Source organism: Paenibacillus cisolokensis, assembly GCF_018403665.1.
In the GTDB taxonomy this organism is placed as follows: domain Bacteria; phylum Bacillota; class Bacilli; order Paenibacillales; family Paenibacillaceae; genus Paenibacillus_AH; species Paenibacillus_AH cisolokensis.
This window is the reverse complement of record NZ_BOVJ01000205.1, coordinates 1-13,720: the sequence shown is the minus strand read 5'-3', so window position 1 is coordinate 13,720 and position 13,720 is coordinate 1. Positions and strand designations below refer to the sequence as shown.

The window sequence follows — 13,720 nt, the reverse complement described above, 5'->3', positions numbered from 1 at the left end:
AGCGTTTGTCAGATTCGTTATGATAGACGTTAAAACAGAGACAGCCCTCCGTTGTCATGGCTTCAGCAATTATATCGATTCAATTTCGTTGACAACCCGAATAAATACCATTATATTAATTTATAAATGAAATTGAGAATCAATATCAAATAAGGGGATACATAGATGAGTAAAAAGTTGCTTCTGCCAATCATTTTCCTGTTGTTTGTGGTCATCATCAGCGCTTGCGGAAACAATGCCTCGAATAATAATGAGGCATCTAATAATGAGGCATCGTCTTCAAGCGCCAGCAAGGGCGCGAGCGAACAGCAGACGCCTACGGAATCCGAGTCTGCGGCCAAGACCGGCACGGTCACGTATCAGTCCGAGCTCGGTCCGGTAGAAGTGCCGGTCAATCCGCAGCGCATCGTCGCGCTGACGAACGCGCCGAACGTGCTCTCGCTGGGCGGAACGCTCGTCGGCGTAGACGAGTGGACGAACAAGAATCCGCTCTTCACCGATAAGCTGAACGGGGTGGAAGTGGTAACCGAAGACAACCTTGAGAAGATCATCGAGCTGGAGCCGGATCTGATCATTGCCGACGCCAGCAGCAAAAATCTCGACAAGCTGAAGGAGATCGCGCCTACCGTCGCTTACACGTGGGGGAAGCTGGATTTCTTGTCGCAACAGGTCGAGATCGGCAAGCTGCTGAACAAGGAGCAGGAAGCGCAAGCCTGGGTTGACGATTTTTCGCAGCGGGCTAAAGCGGCCGGCGATGAAATCAAAGCGAAGATCGGCGAGAATGCGACGGTATCGGTCTTCGAGACCGACTCGAAGAACTTCTACGTGTTCGGCAACGCCTGGGCGCGCGGAACCGAGCTGCTGTACCAGGCCATGGAACTGAACATGCCGGAGAAAGTCAAAGAAGATGCTCTCGGACCCGGCTACTATACGCTGTCCCCGGAAGTTCTCAGCGACTATGCCGGCGATTATATCGTTCTCAGCAGAAGCGCCCAGGGGGACAATTCCTTCATGCAGACGGACACTTGGCAGAAGATCCCGGCCGTCAAAAACGGTCATGTCATCGAGATCGACACGGAAGCCTCCACTTACAGCGATCCGACGACGCTCGAATATCTGCTGAACATTTTCAAGGAAGGCTTCCTGAAATAAGCGTTTGCGTCATGCGCAGACCGGAGAAGAAGGCCGAGATGCCTCGGGCAAAGCGGAGGCTGTCTCGGTCTTCTTCGCGCCCTTTATGACCTGGCTAGAAGGAGGAATAGCAACATGCGCGGCAGTCGGCAGCCGAAATCCTTTACTCTCGAAATCGCAATCAGCCTTGCGGCACTTGCGGTCATGTTCTCGCTCGCTATGCTGCTCGGCGCGAAGGATGTGTCCTTGCGCGAGCTCTGGCTTGTCTTGGCTAACCGCGGCGGGGACGATAAAATCGCGATGCTCCGGGAAATTCGCTACCCACGGGAAACGGCGGCCGTGCTTGTCGGCGCCGCGCTTGCGGTGGCTGGCGCGATCATGCAAGGGTTGACGCGCAATCCGCTTGCGGACCCCGGGCTTCTGGGGCTAACCGCCGGAGCGAACGCTGCGCTAGCCCTGGCTGTGGCCGTGTTGCCGGCGATGAATTATTTCGGGATCATGCTCGTCTGCTTCGCCGGAGCTGCGCTGGGCATGTTTCTCGTTATCAGCATCGGCGCGTTGAAGAAAGGCGGCTTTTCTCCGTTCCGGATCGTTCTGGCCGGCTCGGCGGTGTCCGCATTTCTGTATGCCGTGGCGGACGGTATCGGTCTCTTGTTCAAGACGTCCAAAGACGTGACGATGTGGACATCGGGGGGGCTGATCGGCACGACGTGGGGGCAAGTTCAAGCGGTGAGTCCGGTCATCGCCGGTTCCCTTCTTGTGGCGATAGCCTTGTCCAAGGCGCTCACGATTTTAAGCTTGAACGAAGAAGTCGCCGTCGGCCTGGGGCTTCGAAAAGCATACGTCAAAGCCGTTCTGTACATCCTGATTATTTTGCTGGCCGGAGCGGCCGTCGCGCTCGTCGGAAACATGGCGTTCATCGGGTTGATGATTCCCCACATGGTAAGAGCGTTGTTCGGGACCGACTATCGCGCGGTCATTCCGATGTCGGCCGTCTGGGGAGCGACGCTCATGCTGATGGCGGATACGCTCGGACGAACGCTCTATGCGCCGTTCGAGACGCCGGTCGTGGCGATTATCGCCGTACTCGGACTCCCGTTCTTCTTGTTCGTGGTGCGCAAAGGAGTGAAGCCGCTGTCATGATCCAGGCTGCGCAAGTTCAAAAGAAAGTTGCCGTCTTCGCGACCGTGCTGCTGCTTATCACCACGACGATCGTTGCCTCGATGAGCGTCGGTTCCGGGTCGCTCTCCTTCGATCGTCTGCTCTCGACCATACTTGGGCATGGCACCGTCAAGGAAAATCTGGTGCTGTTCTCCATCCGTTTGCCGCGTATTGCCGTGACTTTGCTGGCCGGCATGGCGCTGGCTCTGTCCGGCGCGATTCTGCAGGGCATTACGCGCAACGACTTGGCCGATCCCGGCGTCGTCGGCATTAACGCGGGAGCCGGCGTGGCGATTTCGGCATTTTTCCTTTATTATCCTCTTGATCCCAAGACGTTCGCTTATGTGCTTCCGCTTGTCGCGTTCGGAGGAGCGCTGACGACGGCTGTCCTTATCTATTTGTTCTCTTATTCCAAAACAACGGGGCTGCAGCCTGTTAAGCTCGTCCTCGTTGGAGTCGGCTTCGCGTTGGCATTGTCAGGCTTGATGATTATTCTGATCTCCTCGGCCGATTATCGGAAGGTCGATTTTATCGCGAAGTGGCTCGCGGGCAATATCTGGGGAGCGGATTGGCCGTTCGTTTGGTCGCTGCTGCCGTGGCTTGTGATCCTGCTTCCGTACACGCTGTACAAGTCGAACGTCCTCAACCTGCTGGCGATGGATGAAGCGATTGCTATCGGGGCCGGCGTTTCCGTCAACCGGGACCGGCTGTTGTTGCTCGGGGCTGCCGTTGCTCTTGCCGCTGCGGCGGTATCCGTCACCGGGGGCATAGCGTTCATCGGCCTGATGGCTCCCCATATCGCCAAGTCAATCATAGGGCGCCGTCACCAATATTGCGTTCCCCTCGCCGTACTGATGGGCGGGTGGCTGCTCTTGTTCGCCGATACCGTCGGGCGCAATCTCGTCGATCCGGCCGGCATTCCGGCGGGCATTATGGTCGCGCTCATCGGCGGGCCTTACTTCCTGTATCTTCTGTTGAAGAAGTAGTCGCGGCGGTATATCGCAAACCGGTTTTTACAATACGGCAGTTGAATGAAATCGGACTGCCAACAAGCGCCAACAAGTTCGCGTCGGACGCGGGTTTCGGGGCTGTGACAGGTTGCCGAAGGGCAGGCTGCGCACAGTCCTTTTTGGGCTTCTCGTTGAACAGTTTGCAAACAAGAGCGTGATCGTCGGGGAGAACACGACGGTGAATCTGGAAGCTCTGCTCGCCTACGGGCCCGATTTGATCATTGCCGGCAACAGCGTCAATAAGGAAATAACCGGGGAGCTGTCCCGAATCGCGACAACGGTCGTCATTGACGAGGAAGAGACGAATGTGTGGAACGATTGGCCTTCGCTCGTGACCAAATTTGGCGAAATTTTGGGACAAGAGGATGTGGCGGAGCGCTATATTGCCGAATTCCGCGAGAAGGTGAAAGACGCCAAGGAGAAGTTGGCCGGACTGGAAGGGACGGTCGCCTTCGTACAGGTAAGAGAAAAAGAGGTATGGCTGCAGGGCACGGATTATTTGAAAACGTATTATGACGGCCTTGGGCTGAAGGCTCCGGACGCCGACATCATGAAAGAAGGCGCGCAAATCACGTTGGAAGGCTTGAGTACGCTGGATCCGGACCATCTGTTCTTGGGCTATTTCAATTACAGTGACAAGTCCATACCCGCTTTGACGGACGAATGGGATGACACCGCGGTATGGAGCAAGCTGAAGTCCGTTCGGAACAACCAGGTTTATTCGATTAATGGCGAGCTGGCTCTCGGGTATGGCCCGATCGGTCAGACGTATGGCGTAGAGTCCGTCCTTGAGGCATTGAAATAAACGATAGCCGAAATGTCACGGCGAACCGAGCATGACGTTTCTGTGGAAACGGGCTCGCGCATACGGAATCGGCGGCTCCGTCAAGGAGCTGCCGATTCCGCTTTCGTCGAGGGCTCGTCCGCATCCTCCAGCTCCAGAATGATCGGGCAATGGTCGCTACCCATGACGGCGGCGTCAATCCGGGCATCGATGAGCCGGGGGACAAGCCTGGACGAGATCAGGAAATAATCGATGCGCCATCCGATATTCCGTTCTCTGACTCTTGGCATAAATGACCACCACGTATAGGCGTCCGTACGATCGGGATAGAGATGCCGGAACGTATCGACGAAGCCGGCCTCAAGCAGCAGCGTCATCTTCTCCCTTTCTTCCGGCGTGAAGCCGGAATTGCCCGCATTCGACTTGGCGTTTTTCAGGTCGATCTCCCGATGGGCGACGTTCAGATCGCCGCATACGACAACCGGCTTGTCTCCGTCGAGCTTGACGAGATAGCTGCGGAACTTCTCCTCCCACTCCAGCCGGTACGCCAGTCGGGACAGATCGCGTCTTGCGTTCGGAGTGTAGACGTTGACGAGATAAAAATCGTCATACTCGAGTGTAATGATCCGCCCTTCGGAATCTTCCTCCCCGTCCATGCCATACCGTACCGACAGCGGCTTCATTTTGGTCAAGACAGCCGTTCCCGAGTACCCTTTCTTCAATGCGTAATTCCAGTACTGCCTGTACTCCTCGCCGCACGCCAGTTCGATCTGTCCTTCCTGCAGCTTCGTTTCCTGCAGACAGAAGATGTCCGCGTCCACTTCCCGGAAATAATCGTAAAATCCTTTATTGATGCACGCTCTCAAGCCGTTGACGTTCCATGAAACGAGTCTGATCATTTTTACTCTCCTTACTGAACTTCTTACTGAATGTTGATGCCGGTGGCGGCTGCGGCGTTATGCCCGGTTATCGGTCATTGCCGGGGGTTCGGAAGGGCTTGTCCGTCCGTGCCGAAAGCGGCGAGCGGCGCAGCGATTGGCGTACTCTCCGGAGCAGGCGCGCCCGATAACGCTTCAACAGCAGCCGCAGACCGAAATAGAAGACAACGGTAAAAATAATACTGTTTGCGACCGAACCGACCAGAAAATGAAGGCCGATGTCGCCAAGTATGCCGTAATGATCCGCAACTTCCGCATAGTCGTCCGTTTCCGGAACCGGTTCGGCGATGGCTTCATCCAGTTCGAAAGAAGCGGGTGACGATGTAAAATCGTTAATCAGAAATCCGATCTTGTAATTCAGGTAGAACAAGGCCGGCCAAATCACGGATCCGAGCGATGCCGCCATGACGGCCGCGGGGATGTTGCCGCGCACGAGACGGGATAATGCAAGGGAAAGGACAAGTCCGACGCCGAAGGTCGGATACCAGCACGGAAAGAAACCGATAGCAAAACCGATCGCCACGACATGATCGCCGTTGCTGCTTCGCAATAACCGGAGTCCGTAATATTTGAATTTTCGCCATAGCCGCTGCAGCAAGCAAGTTCCTCCTGATATTTCTCCAGTTTTTCGCGATCAATTTCTAACATCATACCAGATTTTATGCCGTTGTGGAGCCTAGTAATCATTCTGTTCTTCACATCGGCGGCTGGTGCTTTTGAGGTTTGATCGGTTATGATGGACGTATGAAAAGGCTTTTCCGGTATCCGGTTCCGTAATTTTTTACTAGAAAGGAGGAAGCAGAAAGCCGCCCTTTCGCTTATGTTGAGGTCAACGGCTTACGGGCTAAGCTTTCTGTGAATGAACTTGCTGGCGACGACAGGCAGTGAACTCAACCAGATACGCATTGGAATTATCGGCCCTCGACAGATCGTCGGCCAAATTCTGCGCGTTGTCGATTCCTTTCCTTCTTTCGCGGCGGTGCCGCTCATATACCGTCATGAAGACGATGCGCCCAAGCTGGCCGAACGGATTAGCGGCGATGTGGAAGTCATCCTGTTCTCCGACCCGCTGTCCCACCGCAAGGCGAAGGAGGGCCTTCGCGTTCCGGTGCTGATGCACCACGTGCCGCTGACCGATGCCGGACTGTACAAGGCGCTGTTTCACGCGCAGCAGGACGGCCTGCTTGGGGAAGGCATATCCGTCGATTCGCTGACCGACAAGATGGTGCGGCGCACGCTGAAGGATTTGGGCAAAACGGCGATCCGCCCCGTTATTTACGACGGACCCGCTTACGCGCCCAGGGACAAGCTGGTGGCGTTCCATCGCGAACAGTTTGAAGCCGGAGCCTGCACGGTCGCTTTCACCGGCATGGAGTCGGTATCCCGCGAGCTGACGGAGCTGGGCATTCCGAATCGCTGGCTGGTGCCCGCCGACCAGGATATCGTCGTCTCGCTCGAACGGGCGCTGCTGTCTACCGAGACGCGGCGCAGCAAGGAAGGGCAGATTGTCGTTGGTATGATCAATATCGATGATTTCGGCAAGCTCGCGCTCACCTGTTCGAACGAACATGAAGTGCAGAAGCTGAAGCTCGATATTCACCGAATGGTGCTCGATTATGTCGAAGCGCTCGACGGATACTTGACGCATCTGGGCGGGGACGAGTATCTGTTCTTCACGACCCGGGGCATATTCGAGCGGGAATCCGGCGGCTACAAGACGATCCCGCTGGCCAAGGATATGAACAAGACGCACGGCATTTCGCTCAGCATCGGCATCGGCTTCGGACGGTCGGCCAGCGTCGCCGGCACGAATGCGCGCATTGCGATGCGAAAAGCGAAGGAAGCCGGCGGGAACGCCTGTTTCATCGTCCGGGAGGACGGCACGCTGATCGGTCCGCTCGAAATGGCCGAGCCGGTGCGCGAAGTGTTGTCGTTCACCGATGCGGAGCTGATCAAGCGGGCGGAGGATGCCGGCATGACGAGCGCATATTTGAGCAAGCTGCTCCACAATGGGGCTAAATACGGCAAATATGAATATCAGGTTCACGAGCTTGCGGCATTACTTGGCATTACCGTCAGGAGCGCGCATCGGCTGCTGCTTCATTGGATCGACCACGGTTTGGTCGAGGTAACGGGCTTTGAGAAAGTGCCGCGAGGCCGGCCGAGGCAGATTTTCACCTTCACCCTGCTGCTTAACAGGCAGGTGTGAAGGTTTTTTTTCGTCTGGAAACGATGCTGCCGGCCCTATTTAAAGACGATTAATAGATTTGTCTTTATATGATCCGACTCGTTATGATGGAGGTGTAGAGTAAAACGAGGAGGCGATCAGCAGCACATGAGAACGGTCGAGGAATTGGAAGCGAAGCTGGCGGAGCCGTCGGAGGCACTCATTCGCGATCTGGGTTCGGTTGAAGGCGACATTATCGTGCTTGGCGTAGGCGGCAAAATGGGACCGAGCCTGGCCAGGCTGGCGGCCAATGCGATCCGCGATGGCGGTCTGAACAAACAGGTGATCGGCGTATCCCGCTTCTCCAATGAGGAGGCCCGGCGGGAACTGGAGGATGCCGGCATTCGGACGATATCTTGCGATTTGCTGAATGATGACGAGCTGAACCGTTTGCCGGAGGCATCGAATGTGATCTATATGGCAGGCAACAAGTTCGGCACGACGGGCCGGGAATATTTCACATGGGCGATGAACGCTTATTTGCCGGGTCGGGTGGCGGAGAAATATAAAGATTCGCGAATCGTCGTGTTCTCTTCCGGGAACGTATATCCGTTCTCTCCGGTCGGAAGCGGCGGCGTGAACGAGCAGGTGGCGCCCGAGCCGATCGGCGAATATGCCCAGTCCTGTCTCGGAAGGGAGCGGGTGTTCGAATATTTCGCCCACAAGAACGGAACGCCGATGGCGATCTATCGGCTCAATTACGCGATCGATATGCGCTACGGCGTTTTGCTGGAGCTGGCGAGGTCCGTACATGAAGGGCGTCCGATCGACCTGACGATGGGTCACGCCAACGTCATCTGGCAGGGAGACGCCAATGAGATGGCGCTGCGCTGCCTCGCGCATTGCTCGAATCCGCCGCAAATTATCAACGTGACGGGACCGGAGACGGTGTCGATCCGTTGGGCGGCCGGCGAGCTGGCCCGGCGGCTCGGGAAAGAGGCGATATTCACCGGGACGGAATCGGAGACGGCGCTGCTCAGCAATGCCTCCAAGTCCCACCAGTTGTTCGGATATCCCCGCGTATCGCTTTTGCAGATGATCGATTGGGTGGCCGAATGGGTGCAGGCCGGGGGCGTGACGTGGAACAAGCCGACGCATTTCCAGGAACGAAAGGGGAAATTCTAACGTGAGCGAAACGAAGAAGACGTTGTCACCCGAGCTGATGGAAGCGCTGCATGACGGGCTCGTCATTCCGGCCCATCCGCTCGCCCTGGACGAAAACCGCAAGCTCGACGAGCGTCACCAGCGGGCGCTGACGCGATATTATATAGCAGCGGGAGCCGGCGGCATTGCGGTGGGCGTTCACTCCACGCAGTTCGAAATTCGCGACAAGGGCATCGATTTGTACGAGCCGGTGCTGCGGCTGGCTGCGGAAGAGGTCGACCGGGCCCGGCTCGACAGGCCGTTCATCAAGGTGGCGGGCGTGTGCGGTGGAACCGGGCAGGCGCTCGAAGAAACGCGGATCGCGTCGAGACTCGGCTATGACGCCGTATTGCTGAGCATGGGCGGGCTGGCCGACTGGAGCGAGCAGGACCTCTTGAAGCGGACCGAGCAAGTGGCCGAAATCATGCCGGTCATCGGCTTTTATTTGCAGCCGTCCGTGGGCGGCCGGATTTTCAGCTTCGAATTTTGGCGGGCGTTCGCGGAAATTCCGAACGTGGTGGCGATCAAGATGGCGCCGTTCAACCGGTACCAGACGATCGACGTTGTCCGTGCGGTCTGTTATTCCAGCAGATGCGATGAGATCGCGCTGTACACCGGCAACGACGACAACATCGTGAACGATTTGCTGACGACGTACCGGTTCGCGGTGAACGGCAAAATCGTCGAGAAACGGATAGTCGGCGGGCTGCTCGGTCATTGGGCGGTCTGGACGCAGAAGGCGGTGGAGCTGCTGAATGAAGTGAAGCGCTGCCGCGGCGCCCGGCAAATATCGAAAGAATGGCTGACCTGGAATGTGCAGGTGACCGATTCGAATGCGGCCTTCTTCGATCCCGCCCACCAGTTTGCCGGCTGCATCCCGGGCATCCATGAAGTGCTGCGGCGGCAAGGACTGATGAAAGGCATCTGGTGCCTGAATCCGCATGAGACGCTGTCGCCGGGCCAGGCCGAGGAGATCGACCGGGTATACCGGGATTATCCGCACCTGAACGACGATGCGTTCGTCGCGCAGCATCTGCAGGAATGGCTGGCGGATTAGGCCCGTCCAGCCGCCGCGGGTGAAACGGAAGAAACGGAGTGAGCGGGCTTGCGGTTTAAAGACGTGTTTTCCATTATCGGGCCGAGCATGGTCGGACCTTCAAGCTCCCATACGGCGGGGGCCGTTCGCATCGGCCGGGCGGCGCGCCGGATATTCGGCGCGCTTCCGGAGCAGGCCGACATTACGTTTTACGGCTCCTTCGCGGAAACGTACCGGGGACACGGCACCGATCTGGCCGTTGCAGGGGGACTTCTGGACTACCGGACGGACGACGAGAGGATTCGCGACGCGCTCGCAATCGCCGCATCGTCGGGCATGGTGCTGACGTTCAAGAGCGGACACAATCCCGCCGTACACCCGAATACGGCGAAGCTCTCGCTCCGCGGAGGAGGGCGGGAAGACGTGATCGTCGCCTCTTCCATCGGCGGCGGCAACATCGAATTGACCGAAGTGAACGGCTTCGATGTCAAATTCACGATGAATTATCCGACTCTGCTCGTATTTCATAAGGATCGACCGGGCATGCTTTCGGACATTACCGGTATTCTGGGCGGCATCAATATCGGGTATATGGATGTGGATCGCAAAGGCAGAAGCGGGGACGCGCTGACCGTTGTCGAAACCGATGAACCCGTCCCGGCCGAGCTGGTCGACCGGATTCGCCGGTTATCCGATGTCAGCCGCGTATGTATGGCGGATCTTACGGCCGAAGAGGTGGAACGATGAAGTTCTCGACATTGCAGGAGCTGGCGGCTTGCTGCGGCGAAGATCAGGTGACGATCGGTGAACTGATGCTCTCCGAGCAGGCGAAGGAAAGCGGCAAGAGCGAGCAGCAAACCTTTGATGCGATGGCGAATTATTACCGGATCATGAAAGAAGCCGTCCGCAAAGGATTGGAGGAAGGCGTCACTTCGCGAAGCGGGCTGACCGGCGGAGACGCCCGGCGCGTTCATCAATATATGAACGAGGGAGTGCCGTCGCTTGGGACGGAGGCGTGCACGGCGCTCGCCTATGCGCTCGCCGTCTCGGAGATCAACGCGTCGATGGGACGGATCGTGGCGACGCCGACGGCAGGCTCCTGCGGCATCATTCCAGGCGTTTTTGTCAGCGCGCAGGAACGATACGGTTGGGACGACGAACGGCTCGTGATGGGGTTGTTCGCCGCGGGCGCCATCGGATACGTCATTGCCAACAATTCGTTCATTTCCGGGGCGGAGGGCGGCTGCCAGGCCGAGGTCGGATCGGCGATCGGCATGGCTGCGGGAGCGCTGACGGAGCTGAGGGGAGGAACGCCGGAGCAGGCTGTCCATGCCGTGGGGCTTGCGCTCAAAAACAGCCTTGGCCTGATCTGCGATCCGGTCGGCGGACTCGTGGAAATCCCGTGCATCGTGCGCAACGGCTTCGGTGCCGTAACCGCGCTCGCGGCGACCGATATGGCGCTCGCCGGAGTGCGAAGCGTCATTCCGTCCGACGAGGTGATCGGCGTGATGCTCGAGGTAGGCAGCGCCATGCCGTCCAAACATCGGGAGACGGCCAAGGGGGGGCTTGCGCAGACGCCTACCGGCCGCCGCATTATGAGCGAATTGTACGGGCGCAAGACGAAGGACAGCGGCGAGAACCGTTAAGCTACGCCGGCATCGATCCGTTCATCCGCGCGGCCTCGGGCCTGAAGCGGCCGGCTTTGCGTCCTGCGCCCGTTCATGAATACCGAGGCGGCTTGCGCGCGCCGTATTTGGGACCTTGCGCGGCGTTCAGCAGCAGCAGAATGCCGGTGACGACATGCAGGATCCAGCCGACGAACGGGATCCAGGCTATGAGTGAGGTGATCATGCCCGCGACCGGCCCGTAGCTTGGTTCCTGGTTATACAGGGAAAGCACGAGCGTAATCAGGTGCAGCATGAACATGAACCAAAGCGCCGTGTATCCGGTGCCGATGACGAAAAGACCGCCAATAATAGGGATCGCCAGGCAAAGCTCGCACAAGCCTGAGATCAGCTTCAAAATTCTTGAAATGGACAACTCCATCCCTCCTGCCATCAACGATGGGCGAATCCGTCTTGCCGCTTCGCTCAAGTCGTTTATATCCCTTAGCAGCGAAAGTTCTCCGTAGAGGCTTTTTTCCTAAGTATAGTGCTTTAAGCCTCCTTTTGCCAGTGCAGCGCCGGAAAAAGGCGCATGCGGCCATTCAAGCGAATGGCGATTCCGGGGGCTGGACGAAACCGGAATATCTGGTAAGATAACGATAGACTCCTGAACCGGAGTCTATTTTTCATACGGAGGGATGGGCATGAATCGAACGATATGCCGTTACACCTGCGCCGCATGGCTGCGCATAATCGGGGGTGAGATCTACCATGAGCCCTAGTGCGCTGGAAGCCGCCAGGACGCAGCTGGTGCGTCAGCTCGTATTTTCGACGAAGAGAAGACCGTGTTTCTTGATCGGCATTTTCCCGCCGGGACGCGGGAGCGGGCGAAAGTGGACCAGTTGCTGGGACATTACTGCGCCGCATTGGAACAGCTGATCCCCCGGCTCGCTGTTGAAGATTTGCAATCGACAGCTTTGATCGGCAGCCGGGTGCGGCTGCAATATTTGGATGACGGCTCGGAGGAAACGTACACCATCGTATTCCCGGCGCTGGCGGAACCGGATCGGCTGATGGTTTCATTCCTGTCGCCGATCGGCATCCAGCTTCTGCTGGCCGTTCCCGACAAAATCTATACGCTGGATACGCCGGCGTGCTCGCTGGACGTGCGAATTCAAGGAATCGAATTCGCGCAGCTCGGCGAAGTCTGCTAGAAGCCGGAATTTCATAAAATTATAAGTTTACATTCTTTGTAATGTTCTTATAATTAGAGTGAGGTGAGCATAACAGGAGGGTACCAATAATGAGCGAAACGATTAAAATCGGTATTGTAGGTTATGGCAATTTGGGCAGGGGCGTGCGCAAGGCGTTAGCCCAGAATCCGGATATGGAACTGGTGGCGGTCTTTACCCGCCGCGATCCGGACAAGCTGTCCGGAACGGAAGAAGGACTCAAATTCGAACATGTCGGCGCAGCCGAACAATACAAAGGCAAGATCGACGTTATGATTCTATGCGGCGGGTCCGCCACGGACCTTCCGGAGCAAGCGCCTTGGTTTGCAAAATGTTCAATACGGTCGACAGCTTCGATACGCATGCGAAAATACCGGAATTTTTCGCAGATGTTGACCGTCAGGCGCGTGAAGGCGGCAATGTCAGCATTATTTCGACGGGCTGGGACCCGGGGCTGTTCTCGCTCAACCGGCTGCTCGGCGAAGCGATTCTGCCTGAAGGAACGGATTATACGTTCTGGGGTACGGGCGTCAGCCAGGGGCACTCCGATGCGATCCGCCGGGTAAAGGGCGTCAAGGGCGGCGTGCAGTATACGGTTCCGGTGCAAGAGGTCATCGACCGCATTCGCGCCGGCGAGACGCCGGAGCTGACGACCCGGGAAAAGCACCGCCGCGAATGTTATGTCGTCGCCGAAGAGGGCGCGGATCTCGCCCAGATCGAGCACGACATCGTCACGATGCCGAACTATTTTGCCGATTATGATACGACCGTCACGTTCATTACGGAGGAAGAGTTGCGCACGAAGCATGCGCAGATGCCTCATGGCGGATTCGTCATCCGCAGCGGCGTAACCGGTGAAGGGACGCGCCAAATTATCGACTTCAGCTTGAAGCTGGAAAGCAATCCGGAATTTACGTCAAGCGTGCTGGTCGCCTATGCGCGGGCGGCGCACCGGCTCAGCCGGGACGGCCAATCCGGGGCGAAAACCGTATTCGACGTACCGTTTGGCCTGTTGTCCCCGAAATCGCCGGAACAGCTGCGCAAGGAATTGCTGTAACCCGCCATCCGTTCGAAAGCCTCGCCGACACCTCCGTGTTGGCGGGGCTTCAACTTCCTATTGCCTGTCTAACCGTCCGTTTCTCCCGTCAAATCATCTCCGGTCCGGCGGTGCGCCTCGTCTCCCGTCAAATCGTCTCCGATCCGTCGGTGCGCCTCACCTTCCGTCAATTTGTCTCCGATCATCCGTTAGCCCGCTTCGCCCTTGCCCCTGTCTCCCGGCAGTCGCTTTGGCCAAAAGCCTGCAAAAGTGCAGAAATTTAGGCCCGAACAGAAAATCATAGCGCAAAATCCTGCGAAAATACAGTAATTTTGGCGGTCTGTGCTTGTCTGGCTTGAACGGGTCAAAAAAACTGTATAATCCAGGCTGTTGGGAAACCCCATTTTGACGGGGATAG

The 13,720-nt window shown here is 57.3% G+C and carries 14 protein-coding genes and 1 pseudogene; 11 read left to right on the top strand and 4 right to left on the bottom strand.

The window, feature by feature from the left end:
• The first annotated feature begins 165 nt into the window (after positions 1–165).
• The 4 genes from PACILC2_RS23935 to PACILC2_RS23920 all read left to right on the top strand — a co-directional run bounded on the left by PACILC2_RS23935 (position 166) and on the right by PACILC2_RS23920 (position 4,107).
• On the top strand, positions 166–1,152 hold the full coding sequence (locus PACILC2_RS23935; RefSeq protein WP_213531318.1) for an iron-hydroxamate ABC transporter substrate-binding protein: 987 nt from the start codon (positions 166–168) through the stop codon (positions 1,150–1,152).
• A gap of 114 nt (positions 1,153–1,266) precedes the next feature.
• Positions 1,267–2,274, top strand: coding sequence for a FecCD family ABC transporter permease (locus PACILC2_RS23930; RefSeq protein ID WP_213531316.1), 1,008 nt, complete (start codon positions 1,267–1,269; stop codon positions 2,272–2,274).
• Positions 2,271–3,278 (top strand): FecCD family ABC transporter permease, encoded by a 1,008-nt coding sequence (locus tag PACILC2_RS23925; protein ID WP_213531314.1) that lies wholly within the window; start codon positions 2,271–2,273, stop codon positions 3,276–3,278. The genes PACILC2_RS23930 and PACILC2_RS23925 overlap by 4 nt, the downstream gene beginning before the upstream one ends.
• 178 nt (positions 3,279–3,456) lie before the next feature.
• Positions 3,457–4,107, top strand: a complete 651-nt coding sequence (locus PACILC2_RS23920) for an ABC transporter substrate-binding protein (protein WP_280515390.1) — start codon at positions 3,457–3,459, stop codon at positions 4,105–4,107.
• An 80-nt stretch (positions 4,108–4,187) separates the two neighbouring features.
• On the opposite strand, the gene PACILC2_RS23915 is transcribed toward PACILC2_RS23920, so the two are convergent.
• Together PACILC2_RS23915 and PACILC2_RS23910 are read right to left on the bottom strand one after the other, a co-directional pair.
• Entirely contained in the window at positions 4,188–4,982 is a 795-nt protein-coding gene (locus PACILC2_RS23915) for an exodeoxyribonuclease III (RefSeq protein WP_213531322.1), read from the bottom strand.
• Between the two features lie 70 nt (positions 4,983–5,052).
• Positions 5,053–5,622: a DUF2062 domain-containing protein gene (locus PACILC2_RS23910; protein WP_213531310.1), complete on the bottom strand. Its 570-nt coding sequence runs from the start codon at positions 5,620–5,622 to the stop codon at positions 5,053–5,055.
• Between the two features lie 261 nt (positions 5,623–5,883).
• Between PACILC2_RS23910 and PACILC2_RS23905 the strand changes: the two genes are divergently transcribed.
• The 5 genes from PACILC2_RS23905 to sdaAA all read left to right on the top strand — a co-directional run bounded on the left by PACILC2_RS23905 (position 5,884) and on the right by sdaAA (position 11,076).
• Entirely contained in the window at positions 5,884–7,233 is a 1,350-nt protein-coding gene (locus tag PACILC2_RS23905) for a helix-turn-helix domain-containing protein (RefSeq protein WP_213531308.1), read from the top strand.
• A gap of 126 nt (positions 7,234–7,359) precedes the next feature.
• Positions 7,360–8,376: an NAD-dependent epimerase/dehydratase family protein gene (locus PACILC2_RS23900; protein ID WP_213531306.1), complete on the top strand. Its 1,017-nt coding sequence runs from the start codon at positions 7,360–7,362 to the stop codon at positions 8,374–8,376.
• 37 nt (positions 8,377–8,413) lie between these two features.
• On the top strand, positions 8,414–9,451 hold the full coding sequence (locus PACILC2_RS23895; protein ID WP_213531320.1) for a dihydrodipicolinate synthase family protein: 1,038 nt from the start codon (positions 8,414–8,416) through the stop codon (positions 9,449–9,451).
• A 48-nt stretch (positions 9,452–9,499) separates the two neighbouring features.
• Positions 9,500–10,177, top strand: coding sequence for an L-serine ammonia-lyase, iron-sulfur-dependent subunit beta (sdaAB, locus tag PACILC2_RS23890; RefSeq protein WP_213531304.1), 678 nt, complete (start codon positions 9,500–9,502; stop codon positions 10,175–10,177).
• Positions 10,174–11,076: an L-serine ammonia-lyase, iron-sulfur-dependent, subunit alpha gene (sdaAA, locus tag PACILC2_RS23885; protein WP_213531302.1), complete on the top strand. Its 903-nt coding sequence runs from the start codon at positions 10,174–10,176 to the stop codon at positions 11,074–11,076. Before sdaAB ends, sdaAA begins: the two co-directional genes overlap by 4 nt.
• 73 nt (positions 11,077–11,149) lie before the next feature.
• Here sdaAA and PACILC2_RS23880 read toward each other — a convergent pair whose 3' ends face one another.
• Complete coding sequence (locus PACILC2_RS23880) at positions 11,150–11,470, bottom strand: hypothetical protein (protein ID WP_062496374.1); 321 nt, start codon at positions 11,468–11,470, stop codon at positions 11,150–11,152.
• 457 nt (positions 11,471–11,927) lie between these two features.
• Here PACILC2_RS23880 and PACILC2_RS23875 point away from each other — a divergent pair, with 457 nt between their 5' ends.
• Both PACILC2_RS23875 and PACILC2_RS23870 read left to right on the top strand, forming a co-directional pair.
• Entirely contained in the window at positions 11,928–12,248 is a 321-nt protein-coding gene (locus PACILC2_RS23875; protein ID WP_213531300.1) for a GreA/GreB family elongation factor, read from the top strand.
• Between the two features lie 89 nt (positions 12,249–12,337).
• A pseudogene (locus tag PACILC2_RS23870) lies at positions 12,338–13,323 on the top strand (diaminopimelate dehydrogenase).
• Between the two features lie 188 nt (positions 13,324–13,511).
• Here the strand turns inward: PACILC2_RS23870 and PACILC2_RS23865 are convergent.
• Positions 13,512–13,720, bottom strand: a 209-nt coding sequence (locus PACILC2_RS23865) for a hypothetical protein (RefSeq protein WP_213531299.1), incomplete at its 5' end; no start/stop codon positions are given.

What these genes read in the sequence shown, in the direction of transcription:
- PACILC2_RS23935 (WP_213531318.1), top strand. Translation starts at nt 166, where the DNA reads ATGAGTAAAAAGTTGCTTCTGCCAATCATTTTCCTGTTGTTTGTGGTC.
- PACILC2_RS23930 (WP_213531316.1), top strand. Translation starts at nt 1,267, where the DNA reads ATGCGCGGCAGTCGGCAGCCGAAATCCTTTACTCTCGAAATCGCAATC.
- PACILC2_RS23925 (WP_213531314.1), top strand. Translation starts at nt 2,271, where the DNA reads ATGATCCAGGCTGCGCAAGTTCAAAAGAAAGTTGCCGTCTTCGCGACC.
- PACILC2_RS23905 (WP_213531308.1), top strand. Translation starts at nt 5,884, where the DNA reads ATGAACTTGCTGGCGACGACAGGCAGTGAACTCAACCAGATACGCATT.
- PACILC2_RS23900 (WP_213531306.1), top strand. Translation starts at nt 7,360, where the DNA reads ATGAGAACGGTCGAGGAATTGGAAGCGAAGCTGGCGGAGCCGTCGGAG.
- PACILC2_RS23895 (WP_213531320.1), top strand. Translation starts at nt 8,414, where the DNA reads ATGGAAGCGCTGCATGACGGGCTCGTCATTCCGGCCCATCCGCTCGCC.
- sdaAA (WP_213531302.1), top strand. Translation starts at nt 10,174, where the DNA reads ATGAAGTTCTCGACATTGCAGGAGCTGGCGGCTTGCTGCGGCGAAGAT.